Annotated in this window: 17 protein-coding genes; 11 read left to right on the forward strand and 6 right to left on the reverse strand. The window is 67.8% G+C overall.

Features of this window, described 5'->3' with window-relative positions:
* Positions 1–4: 4 nt before the first annotated feature.
* Positions 5–952, reverse strand: a complete 948-nt coding sequence (locus tag QFZ76_RS48425; RefSeq protein WP_307679649.1) for an alpha/beta fold hydrolase — start codon at positions 950–952, stop codon at positions 5–7.
* A gap of 108 nt (positions 953–1,060) precedes the next feature.
* Entirely contained in the window at positions 1,061–1,531 is a 471-nt protein-coding gene (locus QFZ76_RS48430; RefSeq protein ID WP_307679650.1) for a carboxymuconolactone decarboxylase family protein, read from the reverse strand.
* A gap of 273 nt (positions 1,532–1,804) precedes the next feature.
* On the opposite strand from QFZ76_RS48430, the gene QFZ76_RS48435 reads away from it, so the two are divergent.
* From QFZ76_RS48435 to QFZ76_RS48445, 3 genes are all read left to right on the forward strand, one after another.
* Positions 1,805–2,755 carry an alpha/beta hydrolase gene (locus QFZ76_RS48435; protein ID WP_307679651.1) on the forward strand — a complete coding sequence of 317 codons (951 nt, stop codon included), beginning with the start codon at positions 1,805–1,807 and terminating at the stop codon, positions 2,753–2,755.
* 78 nt (positions 2,756–2,833) lie between these two features.
* Positions 2,834–3,553, forward strand: a complete 720-nt coding sequence (locus QFZ76_RS48440) for an alpha/beta fold hydrolase (RefSeq protein WP_307679652.1) — start codon at positions 2,834–2,836, stop codon at positions 3,551–3,553.
* Between the two features lie 186 nt (positions 3,554–3,739).
* Positions 3,740–4,498 carry an SDR family oxidoreductase gene (locus QFZ76_RS48445; RefSeq protein WP_307679653.1) on the forward strand — a complete coding sequence of 253 codons (759 nt, stop codon included), beginning with the start codon at positions 3,740–3,742 and terminating at the stop codon, positions 4,496–4,498.
* Positions 4,499–4,678: 180 nt separating this feature from the next.
* Here QFZ76_RS48445 and QFZ76_RS48450 read toward each other — a convergent pair whose 3' ends face one another.
* Positions 4,679–5,740, reverse strand: a complete 1,062-nt coding sequence (locus tag QFZ76_RS48450; RefSeq protein WP_307679654.1) for a ferritin-like protein — start codon at positions 5,738–5,740, stop codon at positions 4,679–4,681.
* A 323-nt stretch (positions 5,741–6,063) separates the two neighbouring features.
* Here QFZ76_RS48450 and QFZ76_RS48455 point away from each other — a divergent pair, with 323 nt between their 5' ends.
* A complete protein-coding gene (locus QFZ76_RS48455; RefSeq protein WP_307679655.1) occupies positions 6,064–6,519 on the forward strand; it encodes a cupin domain-containing protein in 456 nt (151 codons plus the stop codon).
* 330 nt (positions 6,520–6,849) lie between these two features.
* On the opposite strand, the gene QFZ76_RS48460 is transcribed toward QFZ76_RS48455, so the two are convergent.
* Positions 6,850–8,592, reverse strand: a complete 1,743-nt coding sequence (locus tag QFZ76_RS48460) for an FAD-binding protein (protein WP_307679656.1) — start codon at positions 8,590–8,592, stop codon at positions 6,850–6,852.
* Between the two features lie 213 nt (positions 8,593–8,805).
* On the opposite strand from QFZ76_RS48460, the gene QFZ76_RS48465 reads away from it, so the two are divergent.
* The 3 genes from QFZ76_RS48465 to QFZ76_RS48475 all read left to right on the forward strand — a co-directional run bounded on the left by QFZ76_RS48465 (position 8,806) and on the right by QFZ76_RS48475 (position 13,153).
* A complete protein-coding gene (locus QFZ76_RS48465; protein ID WP_307679657.1) occupies positions 8,806–11,625 on the forward strand; it encodes a LuxR family transcriptional regulator in 2,820 nt (939 codons plus the stop codon).
* A 164-nt stretch (positions 11,626–11,789) separates the two neighbouring features.
* Positions 11,790–12,524, forward strand: a complete 735-nt coding sequence (locus tag QFZ76_RS48470) for a sigma factor (protein ID WP_307679658.1) — start codon at positions 11,790–11,792, stop codon at positions 12,522–12,524.
* Between the two features lie 143 nt (positions 12,525–12,667).
* Positions 12,668–13,153 carry a MarR family winged helix-turn-helix transcriptional regulator gene (locus QFZ76_RS48475; RefSeq protein ID WP_099938085.1) on the forward strand — a complete coding sequence of 162 codons (486 nt, stop codon included), beginning with the start codon at positions 12,668–12,670 and terminating at the stop codon, positions 13,151–13,153.
* Positions 13,154–13,283: 130 nt separating this feature from the next.
* Here QFZ76_RS48475 and QFZ76_RS48480 read toward each other — a convergent pair whose 3' ends face one another.
* Positions 13,284–13,625, reverse strand: coding sequence for an antibiotic biosynthesis monooxygenase family protein (locus QFZ76_RS48480; RefSeq protein ID WP_307679659.1), 342 nt, complete (start codon positions 13,623–13,625; stop codon positions 13,284–13,286).
* Positions 13,626–13,905: 280 nt separating this feature from the next.
* Between QFZ76_RS48480 and QFZ76_RS48485 the strand changes: the two genes are divergently transcribed.
* The 4 genes from QFZ76_RS48485 (at position 13,906) to QFZ76_RS48500 (ending at position 19,337) form a co-directional block, all read left to right on the forward strand.
* Positions 13,906–14,361, forward strand: coding sequence for a cupin domain-containing protein (locus tag QFZ76_RS48485; RefSeq protein ID WP_307679660.1), 456 nt, complete (start codon positions 13,906–13,908; stop codon positions 14,359–14,361).
* 165 nt (positions 14,362–14,526) lie between these two features.
* Positions 14,527–15,297, forward strand: coding sequence for a DUF427 domain-containing protein (locus QFZ76_RS48490; RefSeq protein WP_307680358.1), 771 nt, complete (start codon positions 14,527–14,529; stop codon positions 15,295–15,297).
* A gap of 348 nt (positions 15,298–15,645) precedes the next feature.
* Positions 15,646–18,417 carry a LuxR family transcriptional regulator gene (locus QFZ76_RS48495; RefSeq protein ID WP_307679661.1) on the forward strand — a complete coding sequence of 924 codons (2,772 nt, stop codon included), beginning with the start codon at positions 15,646–15,648 and terminating at the stop codon, positions 18,415–18,417.
* Between the two features lie 206 nt (positions 18,418–18,623).
* Positions 18,624–19,337 carry a sigma-70 family RNA polymerase sigma factor gene (locus tag QFZ76_RS48500; RefSeq protein WP_307679662.1) on the forward strand — a complete coding sequence of 238 codons (714 nt, stop codon included), beginning with the start codon at positions 18,624–18,626 and terminating at the stop codon, positions 19,335–19,337.
* 235 nt (positions 19,338–19,572) lie between these two features.
* On the opposite strand, the gene QFZ76_RS48505 is transcribed toward QFZ76_RS48500, so the two are convergent.
* The gene (locus QFZ76_RS48505; RefSeq protein WP_307679663.1) at positions 19,573–22,299 is read right to left on the reverse strand and encodes an AAA family ATPase; all 2,727 of its coding nucleotides are present in this window, start codon (positions 22,297–22,299) and stop codon (positions 19,573–19,575) included.
* Positions 22,300–22,316 lie beyond the last annotated feature (17 nt).

The raw sequence follows: 22,316 nt of genomic DNA on the forward strand, positions 1-22,316 counted from the left end.
GGCGTCAGTTGGCGAAGCCGTCGCGTCCGGCGTGTTCCTGCCGCAGGGCGCGCACGTCACGCACGGCGGCCGCGAACGACTCCGGGCGTTCCTGCGGGAGATTGTGACCGGCGTCCGGCACCTGCCGGTGCAACCGGGGACCGGTGAAGTGGTGAGCGCTGGACGAACCGTCCGTCGCCGGGAAGTTACCGTCGGCCAGGCCGTCGAGGGTGACGGTGGGAACCGTGATCGCGGGCAGCTCGGCGAGACGCCTCTCGAGGTCCACGTACGCCTCGGCGCTCGGCGCGAAGCCGAGCCGGTGCCGGTACGAATGGATGACGACGTCGGTGTAGTCGGGATTCCGGAAGGCCTCCGCGGCCCGCGCCAGATCTTCTTCCACGAACGGCCACCGGGGGGAGTTCCGCTTCCAGATGACCCGGGCGACACCCGTGGGGTCGGCGGCCAGACCGGCCTCGCCCCGCTCGGTGAGGAAGTAGTAGAAGTACCAGAAACCGGCTTCCAGTTCGGCGGCCACGGGGGTCATCGCCGCGCCGATGTCCTGGATGAGATAGCTGTTGACCGAGACCAGTCCCAGGATCCGCTCGGGCCACAGTGCCGCGGCGATGTTGGCGGCCCGTCCGCCCCAGTCGTATCCGGCCACGTAAGCCCGCTCGACGCCCAGAGCGTCCATGAGCGCGATGACGTCGGCTCCCAGGGCGGCCTGCTGCCCCGACCGCGGGGACGCTTCGGACAGGAACGCGGTAGGACCGTGTCCCCGCAAGTAGGGGACGATGACCCGGAAACCGTCCTGGGCGAGTAGCGGGGCCACCTCGACGTAGCTGTGGATGTCGTAGGGGAAACCGTGCAGGAGCAGCACAGTGTCGCCGTCCGCGGGTCCCGTCTCGTGGTAGGCGACCTCCAGCCCGTCGGTTCTGACTCGTCGCAGAGGGGTGAGTGCGGGGCGATCTGGCATGAGAGTCCTCTGGATTCCGGTACGAGTGAGGGCGGCCCTGGCTCCCCGCAGGCATGCGGGGAGCCAGGGCGACATCGGTGGGTGCCCGGTGTGCCCCGAGCGGACGTCTCAGCCGAACATGCCGGGCTTGTAACCGCCCGCGGGCTGCTGGTTGATGATGTTGATGCGGTTGTAGGCGTTGATGACGGCGATCAGAGAGATCAGCGCGGCGAGCTGGTCCTCGTCGTAGTGCTTCGCGGCGTTCGCCCATGCCTCGTCCGACACACCGTTCGCGGCGTCCGCGGTGCGGGTGCCCTGCTCGGCCAGCTCCAGCGCCGCACGCTCGGCGTCGGTGAAGACGGTGGCCTCACGCCACGCGGCCACGAGGTTCAGACGCTGCTGGTCCTCGCCCGCGGCGATGGCGTCCTTGGTGTGCATGTCGGTGCAGAAACCGCAGCCGTTGATCTGGCTGGCACGGATGTTTACCAGCTCCACGGTGGCTGCCGGAAGTGCCGAGTGCACCACACTGGCGGCCGAGTTCAGGTGCTTCATGACCTTGCCCGCAAGGGCGTTGCCGAAGTAGTTGATACGTGCGTCCACGACGGGATCTCCTCGGATGTGGGACCGTTACAACGCACTGACCGGGACCGCCCTCGATCTGTGACAGCGTTCGCCGACGACGCCCGGTTCAGTGAGGGCCGGCCACCGGCCGGACTTCAGTGCAGTGGACGGAGGTAGGCCCGTGAACGGAACAGCCGCGCCGTAATTCGCCCGCCTTGGTCCCTTTTCCTTGGTGTGTCACACATCGGCTCCTGGCCCGGTCTGATGGTGTGGAAGTCCTGTGAAACTCCACCATCTCTGAAGGAGCACACCGTGAGTGACATCATTCTCGAGCCCGCCGCGCAGGAGTTCGCCGACGCGACCGCCAAACCGCCGCTGCTGTACGAGCTCGGCGTCGACGGTGCCCGCAAGCTGCTCGATGACGTGCAGGCCCAGCCCATCGAGAAGCTCGACGTGGACGAGAAGTGGATCACCGTCCCCGCCCACGTGGGTGACGTGAAGGTGCGCATCGTCAAGCCTGTCGGCAGCAGCGGCGTGCTGCCCGTGATCCTCTACGTGCACGGCGGCGGCTGGATTCTGGGCAACGCCGGTACACACGACCGTCTGGTGCGCGAGCTGGCAGTGGGGGCGAAGGCGGCCCTGGTGTTCGTCGAATACGATCGTTCACCTGAGGCGAAGTACCCCGTCGCCATCGAGCAGGCCTACGCCACCGCCCAGTGGATCACCACCAAGGGGAGCGAGGAATCCATCGACGGGTCCCGCCTCGTCGTCGCCGGTGACTCCGTCGGCGGCAACATGACCGCGGCCCTCACCCACATGGCCAAGCAGCGCGGCGACGTGACCTTCCTGCACCAGTCGCTGTACTACCCCGTCACCGACGCGGCCCAGGACACCGAGAGCTACCAGACCTTCGCCCATGGCCCGCACCTGACGGCGAAGGCCATGGAATGGTTCTGGGACGCCTACACCACCGACCCGGCCGAGCGCGCCCAGATCACCGCATCACCCCTGCGCGCCACACTGGAAGACCTCCAGGGCCTACCGCCGGCGCTCGTCATCGTCGACGAGAACGACGTACTGCGTGACGAGGGCGAAGCGTACGCCCGCAAGCTCATCCAGGCCGGCGTGCCGACCACAAGCATCCGCTACAACGCCAGCCTGCACGACTTCATGATGCTGAACACGGTCCGCGGAACCCAGGCCTCGAGCGCGGCGATCGAGCAGGCCATCCACGTTCTGCGAAAGGCCCTGGGAACCAACTGACACCCATCGGGCGGTGACGCCCATGCGCCAGCCCAGATGTGCCGCGCATGCTGCACCGGCAAACGAAAGGCCACTCTCGTGAGTGCACTGAAACCAACCATTGTCCTCGTCCACGGCGCCTTCGCGGACTCGTCCAGCTGGAACGGCGTCGTCGAAAGGCTCCAGTCCCACGACTACCCGGTGGTGGCCGCCAGCAACCCGCTGCGCGGACTGGCCGGAGACGCCGATCACGTCAGGCAACTCGTGGCCTCCATCGACGGCCCGGTCGTCCTCGTCGGCCACTCCTACGGCGGGTCGGTCATCAGCAACGCCGCGACGGGACTGAACAACGTCAAGGCGCTCGTCTACGTCGCGGCCTTCCTGCCCGACGAGGGGGAGAGCGCGGTCACCCTGTCGGGCAAGTTCCCCGGCAGCACTCTCGGAGAGACGCTGCGCCCGGTGCCGGTCAGGCTTCCCGACGGCAGGCAGGTCGCGGATCTCTATATCGAGCAGAGCAAGTTCCATGACCAGTTCGCCGCCGACGTCCCCGACGAGACCGCGGCGGTCATGGCCGCCACCCAACGTCCCGTGACCGATGCCGCGCTGGCAGAGGGCGCCTCAGCCCCTGCGTGGAAGGACCTTCCGGCATGGGTTCTCGTGGCCACCGAGGACCGGAACATTCCGCCGCAGGCGCAGACCTTCATGGCTGAGCGTGCGAAGGCCACCTTTGTGAGCCTCAACGCCTCCCACGCGGTCAGTGTCTCGCACCCCGGTGATGTCGCCCGCCTGATCAACGAGGCGGCGCAGGCGACCGCCTGAGCGGACGGCTCCCTGAGTACGGCGCTGTCGGGTGGCCGGTCGCGCATGCGATCGGCCACCTGGTCGTACCGGCCGGGTATACCTCGGCCTCGAGTCATGCCCTGTCACAGGGCCAGCGTCTGCCTTGTCTATAGGGCGTCTGTAGGAACGGAGTCGGAACCACCGACGGGTACGAGGAGGAAGCGCATGCAGGTCGCTGTCGCCGGAGGAACCGGCCTGGTCGGGAAGTTCGTCGTAGCCGAGCTGCGAGCGGCGGGACATCAGCCAGTGACCCTCGCCCGCTCGCAGGGCGTGGATCTGTCCACCGGCATCGGATTGCAGGACCGACTGTCCGGCTGTGACGTGGTGATCAACGTTGCGAATGTCGTCACGACGAGAGCGAAGGTCGCAGTCGACTTCTTCTCCCGGACCACCGGCAATCTGCTCTCCGTCGCCCGGCGAACGGGGATCAAGCATGTGATCACCCTGTCGATCGTCGGCAGTGACGAGGTGGACTTCGGGTACTACATGGGCAAACGCGCGCAGGAGGAACTGGTCCGCGACGGAGATCTGCCATGGACCGTGCTCCGCGCCACCCAGTTCTTCGAGTTCCCCGAGCCGCTGCTGGACAACCGGTCACCGGTGGTCCTGATGCCGAACATGCTGACTCGACCCGTCGCCGCCCAAGATGTAGCAGAAAGGCTCGTCGACCACGTGACCCAGGCCCCTGCGGGAATGGCACGGGAAATCGCCGGACCCCAGCAACTGGGCATGGTGGACATGGCGCGCCGTATCGTGCGCGCCCAGGGCCGGCACCGGATCGTCGTTCCTGTGTCGCTCCCGGGCAAGGTCGGCAAAGCCATGTCGGGAGGGGGCCTGCTGCCTCACGGGGACTACGACGAGGGCCCGTTGACGTTCGACGACTATCTCGCGAGCTTGGAGCGGCCCCTGGCGACCGGTCGGTGAACGAGCATCCGGCGCGCAGGGTGGCCGAGATGTCCAGGAACAGATCGGCATCGTGAAGCGGCCGAGTGATGTCCGAGACGCCCGGCGAGCCCTGCGGCCGTTACGGAGTCCGGGAGCAGGCGCTCAGTCGGATGCGGTTCGCCTACTCCCGGAACGCGGCAGCAGTCAGATCTCTCAGTCTCAGGACTGGGTTTCGACGTACTCGAATGTCGGGCCGGCCGTCGTGTCGTCTCCGTCGGGCATCGTCATCAGATTCTGCGCCTCCGCCTTGAGTGCGTACATCGTGCCCGTTGCGGCTCCGAGCAGCTGCGGACTGCCATTGAAAGCCTGTTCGAGCTGCTGGAGCAGTTGGCAGTACGTCCGGTTGAACTTCTCCTGAGCTTTCCGGATGGGGCTGCCCAGGGGATGGTCTGCCAGCAGGGGGTTGGGGCGCATCGGCAGGACGCCGTCCGAGTCGATCACGACGGCCTCACCCGTGGGTCCGGACTGCGGTGTGTCACCGCGCAGGTAGCGGCGTCCGAGCTTCAGTTCCTGGAACCGGTAGTAATGAGAGACCTCATCGCGGTCGGGATGGAAGATGTCCCGGTCGCCGTCCCAGACCTCGCCACGCGCCGTCCCCTCACCTTGTTCGACGATTTCCTCCAGAGCCGCGAGCGCGGAAGCGAGGTCCGTGACCGCGGTCAAGGTGCCACCGGTATGGGCGAAGGGACCAGCTGTCACCTGGCGCGCCCCGTCACCGCAGAAGACTTCTGTCTCCCCGAGTTCAGCGCACAGGTGACGCAGCCCTTCTTCGATCGCGTCATAGAACTGACCGATCGTCTCGTAGTCGTCACCTTCCGGCGGAGCGCTGGGCGCCGCCGGCTGTTCCAGACGGAGGAACATCTCGAGGGCCTCCGTCCCGAACGGAACGAGCGACAACCGCAGGGAACGGTCGCCATGGGGGAGAGGGCGAGGATGACGCTGCAGCAGCGTCGCCGGATCCAGCCGAGGCTCCCCGCCGACCGCGTTGAGCAGGTTCGCCGCCAGTGCCAGGTGGATCATCTCCTCGACGAAGACGCTGCCGACTGCTTGGGCGGCGTCCGGGTTGCGCTGCGGGTCGAGGGAGTAGAGAGCGCAGAGATAGGGCGGCAGGGTGGCGTGTTCCAGTTCGATCGCCCATTGAAGGTGCTCGCGAAGGCTGTCGAGCGTTTCGATCCGTGCTGCTGTTGCCTGGCTGACGTGTGACACTTCTTCGTTGTTCACGGGTTTCCCATTTCGGGTGCAGGGGTGATGGGCGTGATGCCGATGCTGCCCACTCGCGTCACCGGCTGGTCAGAACCGTCGAATGCCACTGCCGGCGGGAAAGCGCATCGCCGACCGACCGTTGGTTAAGACAGGGAAGACGTCCGTTCTGTGACATCACCGGGTCCCGGGAAGCCGTGACGTCGGCCCCCTTCCCGGCTGTCACAGATCTGCCGCGTCCCCGGTCATATGGAACAACGGGATGAGCAACCAACTTTCACAACCATGTCTTCGGCTACTTCACAGCCTCACGACATGGTGGACATCACGGAAGGTGCGACACAATGTCGGATAACGGACATCACGGGCATGGGCACGGTCATGGGGATGGCGGCGAGGACGGGCCGAGTTGGACCAGGGCGGCGAAGCTGCTTCAGGATGCCGCGCCGATCACCGTTCCCGAGGGTGCCTCGGCCATGACCATTCATGTGCACTGGGAGCCTGGGGACCCGGGCACTCCGCCGCATCGTCACTCCGGTCCGGCGTTCGGGTACGTCACCAAGGGTGCAGTCCGTTTCGAGCTGGAGGGGGAGCCGGAGCGTGTCGTCGAGGCGGGCGGCACGTTCTGGGAGCCGGGCGGTGACGCCATCCATTACCAGGACGGCAACGCCCTGGCCGACGAGGCGACCGAGTTCGTGGTCACCATGATGTGCGCGCCGGGCAAGCCCATGCTCGAACTCGTCGACGAAGAGGAACTCAAGCAGCGCGCCCACCTCCGCGCCCCGCGACCCACCGCCTGACCCAGCGCGGCAGATCCTCTGGACGTCGAGTGCAGACGCGCCAAACCCCTACGGCAGCACCGCCGTCGCCGAACCTGGCGACGGCGGTGCTGCCGTAGGTACGGCGAGATTGTGGTGCGGTGAGGACCGGCCTGCATGCCGCACGTGCCGCGCCTGGTGCCCTCCACCCTGCGCGCCCTGCCCGTCACGTCCCGATCCGCCCGACACTTCTGGACCGCGCCGCCGGCCCGGTCGTATGCCGCCACGCACGTGACCGGCCCGGGACCTGGTGCACGGCGGCACCAGTGAACTCGACGAGGACCCGATGGCAGCGGCCCTCATGACCGGCTCTTATCCGAGCAACTCGGCATCGGCCGAGACGTCGTACATCAGCTCAGCGATGTGGGTGGGGATGGGCGGGACGGGTTCGCGGCGCACCCCGGTCGTCGGGGACCACACCATGTTGACCTTCAGGTCCGGGTCGACATCGGGGTAGTCGGACCGGTGGTGACAGCCCCGCGTTTCCCGCCGTTCCAGGGCGCACTCAAGTGTCGCGCGAGCGGCGAGAACGGTGGACCTGAGGTCATAGGCGTACGCGAGGTCCTGGAAGCCGCCGACGTCGATGTGCACACCCACGTCCGCCATGCGGGCCTCGATCTCGTCGAGTCCGGCGAGTCCGGCGGTGAGCCCGGCCCCGTCCCGCACGACACCGGCGCGCTCCGTCATCAGGTGGCGCACCGACCGTTGCAACGCGCGGACGCTCTGGTCGCCGTCGGCGGCCAGAAGCCGGCTCACGTCCGCCTCCGCGGCGCGAATCGCTGCCGGCGACCGCTGCTGGCTGGTAAGCCCGGCCGAGTACTCCGCGGCGGCCCGGCCGGTGATCCGGCCGTAGACGAGTAGTTCGATCAGCGAGTTCTCCTCCAACCGGTTCGCGCCATGCAGACCACTGGCCGCCTCTCCGATCACAAAGAGCCCGTTGACATCCGTGCTGTGGTCCTCGGGCCGGACCCAGACGCCGCCCAAGGAGTACTGGGCGGTCGGCGCGACCTCGATCGGGTCGCGGGTGATGTCGAGCATCTGCACGTCCAACAGGGTCTGGTGCACCCGCGGCAGCCGCGTCAGGACCGTCTCGCGCGGCAGGTGGGACAGGTCGAGCCAGACACCGCCGGCCTGAGTGCCGCGTCCCTCCCTGATCTCGGTGTAGGACGCCAGCGCGACCCTGTCCCGGCTGGAGAGCTCCATGCGCTCGGCGTCGTAGCGCTTCATGAACCGCTCACCGAGGTTGTTGAGCAGGACCCCTCCCTCGCCGCGTGCCGCCTCGCTGACGAGCATGCCGGCTGCGTTCTCCGGCGCGATCAGCCCGGCGGGGTGAAACTGCACCAGCTCGGGGTCGCGCAACCGGGCACCGGCTTCGACGGCGAGGCGGAAGGAGTCGCCGGTGTTTTCGTTGCGACGCGAGGACGTACACCGCCAGACGCGCGTGTGCCCTCCGGTCGCCAGGATCACCGCATCGGCGTGCACGAGGTAGCGCGAGCCATCGACGACGTCGAATCCGTAGGCACCGAACACCGCCCCGTCGTCGACCAGCAGCCGGGTGACATACACGCCCGGCAGAACGGGAATGGCGAGCTGCTTGGCGCGGTCGCGGAGCGCTCGCTGCACCTCGAGGCCGGTGTACTCGCCGGTGAACGCGGCGCGGTGGTACCTGCCGTCGCCAAGCTGCCGCCGGGCGGGCCCGCCGTCGCCTTGTCGGTCGAAACGCATGCCGTAGCGCCCCATGTCATGGAATCCCTGAGCGGCGTAGTGGGCCACGACCTGGGCGGTGCGCGGGTCGGCCAGCAAGTGGCCCTCACGCAACGTGTCGGCCGCATGCCGCTCCCACGCGTCACTGCGCCCGGGGCCGGCACCAGGGATCGCGGGTACTCCCTCAGAACCACTGAATCCAGTAACAGTGTGGATATCGTCAGCCGGGCGCTTGAGTACCGCGATGACCGCGACACCGGCCTCGGCGACCTCGATGGCCGCTCGGAGGCCTGACTTGCCCGCCCCCACCACGAGGACGGACGTGGCGAGCTGGTGACCGAGCGAAGACATGGGACCTCCTGCGACAGCGGTTGGACGACATCATGGGCAGTGGTCGACCGGATAGTGGCACCATGTGTGACAGCATCAGGAAATTTCTTGGCGTGGAGTCAATCACAGCAATCCGGCACACGCGGCGGGGACCCCCCTAGGTATCGTTGCAAGGATCGTTCCGAACAAACGTTGTGTATGTCTCCCCCGGATTCCTCGAAGGAGCCGCGTCGCATGATCGCCAGCCCCCTTCCCGACCTGGTCGGGCGGCATCGGGAGTGTGCGGCGCTCGACGACCTGCTGGTCGGCTTGCGCGAAGGTGACTCCCGAGTAATGGTGGTCCGCGGCGAAGCCGGCATCGGAAAGTCGGTGCTCCTCGAGTACGTGGCCGCGCAGGCGTCACGGGTGAAGGTGACCTGGGCGCGCGGCATCGAGGCCGACATGGAACTGCCGTACGCGAGCCTGCACCAGCTGTGTGCGCCGTTCCTGGACGAACTCGAAGAGCTACCGGGGCCCCAGCGCGACGCCCTCCGGGTAGCGTTCGGGATGGCGGCCGGCGACCCGCCCGACCGCTTCCTGGTCGGCCTCGCCGTGCTTACGCTGCTCACCCGGGCCTCGGAGACCCGACCGGTGCTCGTCCTGGTCGACGACGCTCAGTGGCTGGACCAAGTGTCCCTGCAGACCCTGGAGTTCGTGGCCCGGCGACTGCTCGCCGAGGCGGTCGCGATGGCCTTCGCGGTACGCGACCCCGAAGGGCAGGCCGCACTCAGCGGTCTGCCGGCGCTACGGCTCGCCGGTCTCGACACCGCCGCGGCCGGAGAGCTCCTGGAAGCCGCCGTCGGTGGACGGCTGGAGAAGCGGATCCGGGACCGGTTCGTGGCCGAGATGCACGGCAACCCGCTCGCGCTGCTCGAGTTCTCCCGCGGCCGCAGTGCTGCGGAGCTGGCCTACGGCCTGGACTCGTCGAGTTCCCCGATTGTCCAGGGGCCGGTCGTGAGCCGCGTCGAACGCGACTTCGCCAGCCGCCTCGCTTCGCTGCCCCCGGAGACCCGGACACTGCTCCTGATCGCCGCGGCGGAACCGGTCGGTGACGCGCGCCTGCTGGTCCGCGCAGCCGCCTCTCTGAAGATCACTCCCGATGCCGCACCGGCCAAGGCGGCCGGCCTGATCGAGTTCGGTGAGTCCGTTCGGTTTCGACACCCGCTGGTGCGTTCGGCGGTCTACCACCGAGCCGACGCCGAAGAACGCCGAGCGGTGCACCGGGCGTTGGCCGCGGCCACGGACCCGGTCCTGGATCCCGACCGGCGCGCCTGGCATGCCGCGCAGGCCGCCGACGGGCCGGACGAGGAGGTCGCCGCGGGGCTGGAGCAGGCCGCCGGCCGAGCGCGGCAGCGCGGCGGCATGGCCGCCGAGGCGGTACTTCTGGAGCGCGCGGCCGAGGTGACGCCAGACCTCTGGCAGCGGGGCCGCCGAGCCCTCGCGGCCGCCGAGGCGTACTTCTCGGCCGCCGCACCCGACCGCGCCACGGAACTGGCGACGCTGGCCGAAATGTGTCCCCTCAGCCCCTTGGACCGCGCCCGCCTGGCGCGCCTGCGTGCCAGGATCCTCTTCGCCCGCCACCGCAGCGACGAGGCGGCACCTCTGCTCCTTGACGCCGCCGCACAGTTTGCTGCCGCCGACTCGCCACTGGCACGGGAGACCTACCTCGAGGCGATCAGCGCGACCATCTTCGCAGGCAGGGTCCACGGTCCGACGGGCGCCCGCGCCGCGGCGATCGCGGCCCGCGGGTCCGGGGCACCCTCCTCGGGCTCCGAGGCCGCCGACCTGCTCCTGGACGGTGTAGCCACGCTCCTCACAGGCGATTACGAGACCGGTGGAGCGGCGCTGCGCCGCGCGCTGGAACCTCTTGTACACGAGGACGTCGGCACCCGGGAGGCGACGATGCGTTGGCTTCTCCTGGCCCCGGTCGCACTGGAGGCGTTCATTCACCACGCCTGGGACCTGACCGCGTGGGACATGCTCGCGACTCGAGCGGTGCGCCTGGCTCGTGACATCGGAGCGCTCGGCGCGCTGCCACCGGCACTGGTCTACGCAGGCGGGGTGCACATCCACACCGGCGACTTCGCCGAGGCGGCCCGGATGATGGACGAAGCCGACGTGCTCGCCGCCGCGACGGGCCACGCCCCGCACAAATACGCGACGCTTGTTCTGTCTGGGTGGCGAGGCGACGAGGACGCTGCCATCAGCCTCATCGAAGACGCCAAGGCGACCGCCTCACTGCACGGCGAGGTGGGCCTCCTGGGCGTCTCGGGCTACGTCCAAGGCGTGCTGTTCAACGGCCTGGCGCGCTACGACCAGGCTCTGGTGGCCGCTCGCTCGGGCATCGACCACGACGGGTTCAACTTCACCGGCCTGTCGCTGGTCGAACACGTCGAGGCCGCGACCCGGTGCGGCGAGCTCGGCCAGGCCCGTGCCTCGCTTGCCCGGCTGGTCGAACTCACCCGCGCCGCCGATACCGGCTGGGCCCGTGGCGTCACCGCACGCAGCCATGCTCTCCTCACCGACGGGGACGAGGCCGATGGTCTGTACCGGATCGCGATCGAGGAGCTCGGCCGCGACCGCGTGGCCGTGAAGGTGGAGTTGGCACGCACCCACCTGCTGTACGGCGAGTGGCTGCGCCGGACCCGCCGCCGTTCGCTGGCCCGAGAGCACCTTCGCACGGCGCACGAGATGTTCGACGGAATGCGGGCGAACGCGTTCGCCGAGCGGGCCCGCCGCGAGCTGATCGCCACCGGCGAGCACGTCCGGGCGCGGGAAACCAAGCCGGCGAGCGCCCTGACCCCACAGGAGTCGCAGATCGCGACTCTCGCCGCCCGCGGCATGACGAACGCGAAGATCGGCGCGGAGCTGTTCATCAGCCCACACACCGTGGAGTGGCACCTGCGGAAGGTGTACACGAAGCTCGGGATCAACTCACGTCGCGCGCTGTCGGCTGCCCTCGCGAGCGCCCCGGCCAGGGACACGACAGACGTGAGCGCGGCGCAAACCGGCTGAGGTCGCGGGCCCCGGGGTTGTCCCGAGTCCTCCGGTTTCCCCAGGGGACCCCATGGGGTCCCTACGGACTCGACCACGGGCACCAAGGGCGCGGTGAGCAGTGCTGCGGACCGAGGGTGGAACCAATGCCCTCGATGGGCGCCGCCCACGAAGAGGAGTCCTCGATGTCCGCGCCCAGCACGGAGGCGACGACGCTCGCCGAACCGCCTGTCGCCCAGTCAGCCGAGGACGACGACCTGGACCTTGCCCTCGACGACTTTCTCGCCCAGCGGACTCGGCTGTTCCGCATCGCCTACCAAATCCTCGGCGACGTCTCGGGAGCCGAGGACGTGGTCCAGGAGGTGTGGCTGCGCTGGCAGCTCACCCACCGCCCGTCGATCGAGAATCCGGCCGCGTTCCTGACCACGGCAACGACTCGTCTGGCGATCAACGTGATTCAGTCCGCGTGGCACCGCCACGAAATCCCGGCCGAGTCGCAGCTGGTCGACCTCGGCGACCGGACCGCCCAGGATCCCGTGCTGCGCGCTGAGCAAGCCGCGACCGTCGAGGCGGCATTGGCCCTGCTCATGGCGAGGCTGACGCCGGACGGTCTGGCCGCCTACCTACTGCGGAAGAGCTTCGACTACGCCTATGCCGATCTTGCGAGGTTGCTTCGGATCAGCGCCCCGAACGCACGGGTAATGGTCCACCGCGCGCAAGTCCGCCTGGAATCCGGCCGCGAGCGACCGGTCCCTGCTGAGTCGCACCGTCGCCTCGTCGCCGCTTTCCGGACCGCGGCCGACACCGGTGACCTGGGAGGCCTCATACAACTGCTGGCCCCCGACGGCCACGTGCACCGCCTGCCGCCGGCTCCTCGATCGCTTCGTCCGGGTCACCCATCGGCCAGACAAGCGGCATAGGGAACATGGCTGTCACAACGATGGCCGCTGGCCTGTCTACTCGGTATAGGCAAGCGGCGGCGGCTCAACGTCGCTTCCTCCTGCTGGGACGTCGTTCCGGCAGAAGCGGTCGGGCGCTGCGGACAGCATGGAGGCCATCCCCGATGAGTGACGATGCCACGTTGATCACGCAGTGGAACACACTGACCCTTGTCCATCGCCGGATCGAAACCCGGATCGAGCGACACCTTCATCAACATCTGGGCCTGGGGGTCAGCGAGTTCTACGCCCTTCGCGCCTTGTGGGAGGGCACGCGGGCGGGGACGGGCTTGCTGTACCTCAACGACCTGGCCAACGGGATAGGGCTGAGCCAGTCCGCCACCAGCCGTCTCGTGGCGCGTCTGCGGGACCGCGGCCTGATCACCACGCACACCTCGCTGCACGACCGTCGGAGCGTCGAAACCGAACTCACCGCCGTCGCACACGACGTACTGAGGGTGGGTTCGCCGCTCCTCCACCAGGCGGTCGAGGAGGCCGTGCGGGAACTCGACGCGGGGGACACCGACGAAGACCTGCTCCGCTATCTCCGGGGGAGCACGTACGGCGCGGCCCCTCAACCGGACGAGGAACAAGTCCCCGCACTGGGATGAGCGGCGGCCCGGTCTCGAGACACCATCGTGTGCGTGACGACGCCGTGGAAGGGCGCCGGCTGGCGGTGGCCGAGCCCCGTCGACCCTTGAATGGTTACGACTGGCTCAACTCACCGCCCTGCGGCCGAAGTCAGGAGGGTTGAAGTTCGACCACGACGCGATAGCCGACGGGTTCTGAGGTGATGTGAAGACCGGGATCGTCGAACATACGCCGTAGCGAGGCGAGCCACTCGGGGTTGGCGGTGGCTCTGTCGAGCGCGGTGCCCGAACTCCATTCGGCGATGTGCACGAACCGCACCTCCGGCGCGTCGACGAGCGCCCTGTGCAGGCGGGAGCGAAGAAAACCAGGTTGGGTCGACATGATCCGGGCGTTCTCCCGGTACACGTCGATGAAGTACTCGGCTTCCCCCGCTGGCACTGTGTAGTTCTTGATCAAGGTGACGGGCTCATCAATGTCGGTCTTCGACTGCAAGGCTTGACTCATACTTGTGAAGACCAATCACGTCCCGCAGTTGTGACATTGAACTGGCCGTCGGACGCCTTCCACCTCCGAAGAGCCAAGCGGTGCTCTGCAACGCCGATGCGCGTTCTGACGTCGAGCCCGCGATCGGCTGGAGCCCGTCGGCTCCGCTGTCACAGATCTGGGCATCGCTCGGTCTGGATATACGAGCCGTTGTCGCGAGGACTATGCGGTCACGCTTGGGGCGGACGGCATGGCGTCCGCTCGTGGACATACTGGAGGGTGTTTCTCAGTGTCGGATAACGGACATCACGGGCATGGGCACGGTCATGGGGATGGCGGCGAGGACGGGCCGAGTTGGACCAGGGCGGCGAAGCTGCTTCAGGATGCCGCGCCGATCACCGTTCCCGAGGGTGCCTCGGCCATGACCATTCATGTGCACTGGGAGCCCGGGGACCCGGGCACTCCGCCGCATCGTCACTCCGGTCCGGCGTTCGGGTACGTCACCAAGGGTGCGGTCCGTTTCGAGCTGGAGGGGGAGCCGGAGCGTGTCGTCGAGGCGGGCGGCACGTTCTGGGAGCCGGGCGGTGACGCGATCCATTACCAGGACGGCAACGCCCTGGCCGACGAGACGACCGAGTTCGTGGTCACCATGATGTGCGCGCCGGGCAAGCCCATGCTCGAACTCGTCGACGACGAGGAACTCAAGCAGCGCGCCCACCTCCGCGCCCCGCGACCCACCGCCTGACCTCGACTCCGCAAACGTGACCCAGCAGATTGCATCGAGCTGGGGACACCATGTGACAACAACCTGGTGACGCACCACCAGGCCCACCCCAGAGCATCAACTGAGTGGATGTGTGGCCCTTTCTCCGGAGGGCGCACAGCCAACGAATCAATCAAGGTGATCACCATGGCAACCGAGAGTGTTCTGCATCCAAGCCTGATCGTTCCGATCGGGCACGTCGAGCCCGTGCCCCGCCGTATCCGCGGCACGATCGGTGGCCGCGTCGCCTTCGATACCCGCCGCGCCCTGTACGTGTGGGAATGGCAGGCCTACCCTCAGTTCAGCATCCCGATCGAGGACCTTGTGGACGGTGTTCTCCAAGACGACGACCACACGGAACAGCTCGGTGCCGGACCGGCGCACCGACACACTCTGCGGGTAGGCCCTCACGTCCGCGCAGGCGCGGCCTGGCTCTGGGGCGAGGGCGCCCCGGGACCCTTGCATGACACCGTACGCTTCGAGTGGGAGGCCCTGGACGCGTGGTTCGAGGAAGACGAGCCCGTCTTCGTTCATCCCAGGAGCCCCTACTCCCGTGTGGACGCCCTGCGTTCCACCAGCAGCGTTCGGGTGGAGCTGGATGGTGTGGTGCTGGCGGAGGCCCCCAATTGTGTGAAACTGTTCGAAACGGGCCTCCCCACCCGTTACTACCTTGATCGCAACTGCGTCGACTGGACCCGACTGCGGCATTCAGACAGCGTGACCCGATGTCCCTACAAGGGGACGACGAGCAGTTACTGGTCCTTCGACAGCGACAGAGCCTCCCATGAGGACATCGCCTGGGGCTACGACTTTCCGACCATTCACGCCAACCGCATCGCGGGGCTGACTGCGTTCTACAACGAGCATGTCGACCTGTACGTCGATGGTGTCCCACTGCCGAGGTCCACTCACGGCTGACCAGTAGTGTTCTGGTTTCGGCTCTTGTGGCGGAGGGCGGCCGCAGGGCCGCGGATGCTGTTCTGCGGCCTTGCCGAGTTCTCGGGAGACGCAGGGGTCGGTAGTCGACCGCCGGCCTCCCGCCGGCCGCGGCTCGGAAGCACCCTGATCGTGCCCTCGCTCGCTGCGCGCCCTGCGCTCCGGCGAGCACTGCTGACAGCGGAGGCGAGCCGATCGAAGCAGGGGGCTACAGGCCAGGGCTGATGGATACGGCTCGCGAACACTCGTGGTCCTGTCGTGTGAGTAGGGATAGATTTTGAGACAGCGTGTACACGAGGCCGAGGGTATGGTGACAGCCGGGAGGCTGCCATGGGGAGAGACGGAGCGCGGGCCGGGGTCGTCGGGCGCCGGAACGAGTGCCGATATCTCGACCACCTCTTGGCAGAAGCCAGGGCCGGGCAGAGCGGGGTCCTGGTGGTGCGTGGTGAGGCAGGCATCGGGAAGACCGAACTGCTGAACTACCTGATCGAGCGTGCCATCCGTTGCCGCGTCGTCCGGGCGGCCGGCGTCCAGTCCGAAATGGAGCTCTCCTACGCTGGACTGCACCAACTCTGCGCTCCGCTGTTGTCCCACCTCGATGATCTTCCTGAACCGCAGCAGAACGCGCTGCGCACGGCTTTCGGGATGCAGGCCGGTGATGCGCCTGATCGTTTTCTGGTGGGGCTGGCGACTCTCAGTCTGCTTGCCGGCGCCGTCGGTGACGAGCCGCTCGTCTGTCTCGTGGATGACGCGCAATGGCTGGACCGCGTGTCGGCCCAGACGCTGGAGTTCGTCGCTCGTCGGCTGCTTGCCGAATCGGTTCTGCTCGTTCTCGCCGTCCGTGAGTCCGGCCCTCGCGAGGCTTTCACCGACCTGCGAGAGCTTCACGTGCGCGGGTTGAGCGACAGTGATTCCCGCAGGCTCCTCGAAACGGTGATCACCGGCCCCCTCGACCGGCGCGTGCGGGACCGCATCGTGGCCGAAACGCGCGGCAATCCGCTGGCACTTCTGGAACTGCCGAGGGGCCTGACCGCAGTCGAATTGGCAGGAGGGCTCGCAGGGCTCGAGCGCCGCCCACTGTCCAGCCAGATCGAGAACGGTTTCCTCCGTCGCGTCCAGTCGCTCCCGGCGGAAACGCGACAACTGCTGCTCATCGCCGCTGCAGAGCCGGTCGGTGATGTGGCCTTGCTGCGGCGGGCTGCTGAACGTCTCGGAATCGCTGTGAGCACTGCCGAGGCCAGCGCCGAAACGTCCGGACTCATCTCATTCGGTACGTGGGTTCGCTTCCGCCACCCGTTGGTTCGGTCTGCGGCGTATCGCGCCGCCGACTTCGAACAACGGCGACGGGTCCACAAGGCCCTGGCGGACTCGATCGACGCGCAATTCGATCCGGAACGCCGTGTCTGGCACCTGGCGAGCGCGACGACGGGGCCGGACGAAGCCGTGGCCGCCGAATTGGAGAGATCGGCCGGGCGCGCGCAACTGCGCGGCGGAATCGCCACGGCGGCAGCTTTCCTCCAGCGAGCCACCGAACTGACCTCGGACCCCGCACGCTGGGGGCCCCGGGCGTTGGCTGCGGCGCAGGCCAAGTATCGAGCAGGCGCTTTCGACGTTGCGCGGGAACTGGTCGACGCGGCGGAACTGAGCCGCCTCGACGACGTCAGGTCCGCGCAAGCCATGCTGCTCCGCGGGCAGATCATCTCCGTCTCCCAAAGTGCCAGTGCCGGACTACCGCTGCTGCTCAAAGCTGCCGAGCGGCTCCAGTCATTCGACGCCAAGCTCGCCCGTGAGACCTACCGGGACGCCCTCTACGCGGCATTGACCGCAGGCCGACTGGCCGCGGGGGGCGTCCGCGACGTTGCAGAAGCGGTGCTGAGCGCACCGTCCTTGACTCACCCCGCGACCCGTGAGGATCTCCTCTTGCAGGGTGTCGCACGGGTGATCACCGAAGGTTACGCCGCTGGTGCGCCGGTTCTCATGGAGGCTGTGGCCGCCTTCCGCACGGAGGAGGTCGCGCCGGAGGACGGTCTTGGGTGGCTCCCGCTCGTGTGCCGTATGGCACACACGACGTGGGACTTCGACGCCTGGTCAGAGCTCTCCGCCCGGCTGGTCGACATGGGCCGCGACACAGGAGCCCTCGCTTTTCTGCCGTCATCCCTCCTGCTCCGTCTGTCGAATCGGGCATTCGCCGGCGACCTGCGGGGCGCCGATTCCCTTGTCGCGGAGGCGAACGCGATCGGTGAGGCGACGGGCAGCACTTTCTTCGCGCACTACGGCGCACTGGTTCTGGAACCTTTCAAGGGGCGGGAGTCCACGACCCATCAGGCGATCGAAGCGCTCACGCAAGACCGTCTCCTGCAGGACGAGGGGAAGGTGACGACAGCCACGCAATGGGCCTTGGCGGTGCTCTACAACGGCCTTGGGCGATACGAAGAGGCCTACGCGTGCGCAGAACGTGGATGCGAGAACCCGCAGGAACTCGGCTTGTCCCTCCAGTCCAGGGTGGAATTCGTCGAAGCCGCCGTACGGTCGGGGCGAACAACCAGGGCGGCCGAAGCCGCGCGGATGATCGAAGAGATGGCCCAGGCCAGCAAAACCACCTGGGCACTCGGTATTTCGGCCGCTACCCGTGCCCTGGTGAGCGACGGAGGGGCAGCCGAGGATCTGCACCGAGAAGCCATCGAGCTGCTCGACAGGACGCAGACCCGGATGGACAGCGCCCGCGCCCGACTCAGGTACGGTGAATGGCTGCGAAGTGAAGGCCGACCGGCGGACGCTCGTGAACGGCTGAGCGAAGCGCACGAGATGCTCAGCGAGGCGGGCGCCGAGGCATTCGCGGAGCGCGCACGACGTGAGCTCCAGGCGGCGGGAGCGAAGGTGCGCAAACGAGCCTCAGTCGCGGCGGCGATCCTCACGCCAAAAGAAGTCGAGATCGCGCGGCTTGCCAAGGAGGGTTTCACCAACCCGGAGATCGGCGCCCGACTGTTCCTCAGTCCTCATACGGTCGATTGGCATTTGCGCAAGGTGTTCGCGAAATTGGGTATCTCCTCCCGCAAAGAGATCTCTTCGGTGCGGCCGGAAGGTCTGACGGCCACACGTTGACCGTGTTCGACACGTCGCCCGCGCTCGGCGTAGGGCCTGTCCAAGCCCAGGCCGAGCGGGGTGGCCACGGACCCACCACGGCATCACCACGCAGTCCCCCACGGGGTCCCACGGAGTCTTGAAGGCGCGGGCTACGCCGTGTCGGCGCGAGGTTGGTCGCAGCTCGAATTTCCAGGTTGCTGACCCACCCAGCGGAGGATCCGACCATGGACAGGTACCTGCTCGAAGCCAGACGCTTGCCGATGGACGGGGGCCACGCATCGCCCTCGACCATTGACGATCTGGAGGATGCGGCGTCCATATACCTGCGGAATCGGCCGGCACTCCTCAAGATCGCCCATCGCATCCTCGACAACGAGAACGAGGCCGAAGAGGTGGTCCAGGAGGTATGGCTGCGACTGCAGCGCACCGATCGAACGTCCGTACGATCCCCTCAGGCGCTGTTGCGGACGATCACCGTCAGGTTGGCGATCAACTCGGTTCAATCGGCTTACAGACGCCGGGAACGCAGTGCCACCCCTTGGCTTCCGGAGGCGTTGGACCCGGGCCCCAGCCCGGAATCAGCAGCCGAGCAGCAAGACACCGTGGAGCGAGCGGTCTCGCTGCTTCTGGAGACGTTGACACCTCCGCAGCGCACAGCGTTCGTCCTCCGGGAGGGGTTCGGTTATCCGTACGAGCGGATTGCCGGCCTTCTGCATCTCAGCGTCGCCAACGCCAGGCAGCAGGTCACTCGCGCACAACGGCGACTGGGTGCGAAGCGTCACCGGCAACCGGTGGACTCCATCAGCCATCGCTGTCTTGTGCAGGCCTTCCTCGCGGCGGCACAGGGAGGCGACCTGGACCGCCTGGAGCGGGTCCTCCTGTCGGAGACCGGCCCGACAGTTCGAGCCGCGAGGCCGGCCGGGGCGCGGGCGGCGTAAGAACGTGGTCGGACTCATCGGCGCCGTTTCTGGTCTACCCCATGGATTGATTACCGTCCCTTTTCTTAGAGACCCGGGGCGTTTGCAGTGTCGACCGGACTGAGTCAGCGATTTCCCCCTTGAAGGGCGGCTGACATCAGGTTCACGCAGAGAGGTACCTGGTCGCGCCCTTGACAGGCCGTAGGTGTCTCCGTGGTCACCTCGTGGAGAGCCCCTGGGGCGGTCCGTCAATCGGTCAGAGCGCCCTGGGCAGGAGCCGGCGAGAAGTGATGTTGAGTTTGGCGTACACCTTGCGCAGGTGCCATTCCACGGTGTGCGGGCTGAGGAACAGCTGTGCGCCGATCTCGGTGTTGGTGAGCCCCGCACGGGCCAGCTGCGCGATCTGCGCTTCCTGGGGGGTCAGCGTCGCCGGGGCGGCACCGGTCCGCCGGGTCACGGTCTCGCCGGCGGCCCGTAGTTCACGGACGGAGCGCTCGGCGAACGCGCCGGCGCCGAACTGACTGAAGAGGGTGTGCGCCACGCGAAGTTGTTCGCGGGCGTCGACGCGGCGGTTCTGCCGGCGCAGCCATTCGCCGTACACCAGGTGTGCCCGTGCCAGATCCGTCCTGACCCGAGTACGTCCGAGTCGCTCGATAGCCTCGCGGTAGAGCTCTTCGGCAGAGTCCTCCTGGCCGAGCAGAGCCTGCGAGCGTGCCTGAACCCCCAAGGCCCAGGCCGTGCCCGCGGCTTCGGTGGCCCGGGTCAGTTCGGCCAGTGCGGCCTCGGCCGCCTCACGGTGACCGCTGCGAACTGCGGCCTCCACCAGTTCAGTCAATCCCCAGTTGTATACGGCGACATCCTGCGGGTGCGCGCTCGCCTGACGGGCGGAGTCGAATGCCTCCTCGTATCGGCCCAAACCGTTGTAGAGCACTGCTGCGGCCCGATGGCCGACGGACAGGCCGGCGCCTTCACCGCGATTGATGGCCTCGTCCTGGCTGGCCCTGATAAGCGTTACGGCCTCGCGTTCCCTTCCTTGCCAGGCGGCGAGGGTAATCGTTCCGTAGGGCGTGAAGCTGTTGCTGCCGGCGGCCTCCTGGACACTGAGGCTCTCCGCGATGAGTAGTTCCGCCGCGTCCAGTTCACCGGCGAACGTGTGGACGACTGACCGTGAGTGGAGCGCGAGGGGCAACTCTGTCAGCGCGCCGACGGTGCGGGTGGTCTGCACGTGGCGTGTCGCCAGCTCAGTCCAACCTTCGTCGTCCCACATATCGGCAGCGAGGGCGCCGCCCAACCATGACCAGCGCAGGACCTGCTCGGGGTCGGTCTCCTGACGGAGCCCGGTCACCGCGTCACGCGCGCCGGCGACGGCGGCACGGTACCCACTGGTGAACCGGGGGGCCAAGGCGTCCATGAGAAGGTCGGCATTGCGTGACAGCCGTGTGCCGGACGGTGACGTCCTGTGCGCTGCTTCCGCCACCTCTCGCACCGTAGCCCCAACAGCGAGGCGACCTGCGAACATGGCTGCTGACACGGTGTCCAGAAACGTCTCGCGAGCCAGGCCGACGTCGAGCGGGACCAAGCGCTGCGCGGCGGCCAGCAGGAGGGGGAGCGCTTCGGCGCCGCGGCTGCCGACGAAGGCGATCTGAGCGTGGGTGAGGTGCACGCGAGCGTGACCGATCTCGTCCAGGACCCCGCTCTCGGCGAGGGACAGCAGATCACGCGCCGCGGCTGGTGCACCGGCCCGAAGCTTCGCTTGCGCTGCCGCGAGGGCACGCGTCGCTTTCCGTTGTGGCTGCGGAGTCAATACAGCCGCGTGTGCGAGAAACGCCGCGGCCGCGGCGGTGCCGCCGCGCGCCTGCGCCCGCACGGCGGATGACTCCAGTTCGGCGGCGATCTCCTCGTCGGGCCGCACCGTTGATCGTGCCAGGTGCCATGCACGACGGTCGGGATCGTGGCCGGGGTCGGTCACCGCTGCCAGGACGCGGTGGATCTCTCGCAGCTCCGCGAGATCGGCCGACCGGTAGATTGCCGAGCGCAGAAGCGGATGCTTGAAACGCACCAGAGCGCCGATGTCGAACAGCCCCGCTGCCACTGCCGGGCCTGCCGCTTCAGGATCGATGTCCAGGAGCGCCGCTGCGCGTCTGAGGAGTGTCACGTCCCCGATCGGTTCGGCGGCGGCTGCCAGCAGCAGTCGCTGCGTCGCGGGCGGGAGCGAGCGGACCCGCTCGAGGTAGCTCCGCTCGATGCGGCCGGTCACCGGTCCGGGGTCCGGCAGGCCGAAACCGTCAAGGGGTTCCGTCTCTTCCCGGCTGTGCGGAAGTTCCAGAAGCGCGAGGGGGTTGCCGCGGGCTTCTGCGAGGATTCGGTCGCGGACTCGTTCGTCCAGGAGACCGCCGGCCTCCGAAGCCAGAAGCACGAGGGCGTCGCTGTTGTCGAGGCCGTCGATCGTCAGTTCAGGCAGTCCGGCGAACTCGTCGCGTGCCTTCAGTTCACGCGTGGCGAACACCAGTGCGAGGGGTTCGGCGAGCATCCGCCGTGTCACGAAGGCCAGAGTCTGTGCGGATACCCGGTCGAGCCACTGCGCGTCGTCCACCAGGCAGAACAGCGGCTTTTCGGCGGCCACCTCGGTCAGCAGTCCGAGCACGGCGAGACCGACCAGGAACCGGTCCGGTGGTGGGCCGGTGCTGACCCCGAACGCCGTGGTCAGCGCTTCTCGCTGCGGGAGCGGAAGGGAGTCGGCGTGACCGAGGAACGGCGCGCACAACTGGTGCAGGCCTGCGAACGGCAGTTCCATCTCCGACTCGGCACCCGCACTGCGGGCGACGCGGTATCCGGCGACGTGCCCGGCCAGATGATCGAGCAGAGCGGACTTTCCTATGCCGGCCTCACCGCGTAGGACAAGAGCTGAGCTCTGTCCGGCCTCGACTTTCGACGCCAGCTCTTCAAGCGCATTGCACTCGCGGTGCCGACCGCGCAGTTGCATACGACCCTGTCCGCTCA

Source organism: Streptomyces sp. V4I2 (genome assembly GCF_030817655.1).
GTDB lineage: Bacteria > Actinomycetota > Actinomycetes > Streptomycetales > Streptomycetaceae > Streptomyces > Streptomyces plumbiresistens.

Excerpts from the sequence above, each read along its gene's own strand:
- QFZ76_RS48500 (WP_307679662.1), top strand. The coding sequence starts at position 18,624 with ATGGACAGGTACCTGCTCGAAGCCAGACGCTTGCCGATGGACGGGGGC.
- QFZ76_RS48455 (WP_307679655.1), top strand. The coding sequence starts at position 6,064 with ATGTCGGATAACGGACATCACGGGCATGGGCACGGTCATGGGGATGGC.
- QFZ76_RS48495 (WP_307679661.1), top strand. The coding sequence starts at position 15,646 with ATGGGGAGAGACGGAGCGCGGGCCGGGGTCGTCGGGCGCCGGAACGAG.
- QFZ76_RS48475 (WP_099938085.1), top strand. The coding sequence starts at position 12,668 with ATGAGTGACGATGCCACGTTGATCACGCAGTGGAACACACTGACCCTT.
- QFZ76_RS48460 (WP_307679656.1), bottom strand. The coding sequence starts at position 8,592 with ATGTCTTCGCTCGGTCACCAGCTCGCCACGTCCGTCCTCGTGGTGGGG.
- QFZ76_RS48470 (WP_307679658.1), top strand. The coding sequence starts at position 11,790 with ATGTCCGCGCCCAGCACGGAGGCGACGACGCTCGCCGAACCGCCTGTC.
- QFZ76_RS48445 (WP_307679653.1), top strand. The coding sequence starts at position 3,740 with ATGCAGGTCGCTGTCGCCGGAGGAACCGGCCTGGTCGGGAAGTTCGTC.
- QFZ76_RS48425 (WP_307679649.1), bottom strand. The coding sequence starts at position 952 with ATGCCAGATCGCCCCGCACTCACCCCTCTGCGACGAGTCAGAACCGAC.
- QFZ76_RS48505 (WP_307679663.1), bottom strand. The coding sequence starts at position 22,299 with ATGCAACTGCGCGGTCGGCACCGCGAGTGCAATGCGCTTGAAGAGCTG.
- QFZ76_RS48490 (WP_307680358.1), top strand. The coding sequence starts at position 14,527 with ATGGCAACCGAGAGTGTTCTGCATCCAAGCCTGATCGTTCCGATCGGG.
- QFZ76_RS48465 (WP_307679657.1), top strand. The coding sequence starts at position 8,806 with ATGATCGCCAGCCCCCTTCCCGACCTGGTCGGGCGGCATCGGGAGTGT.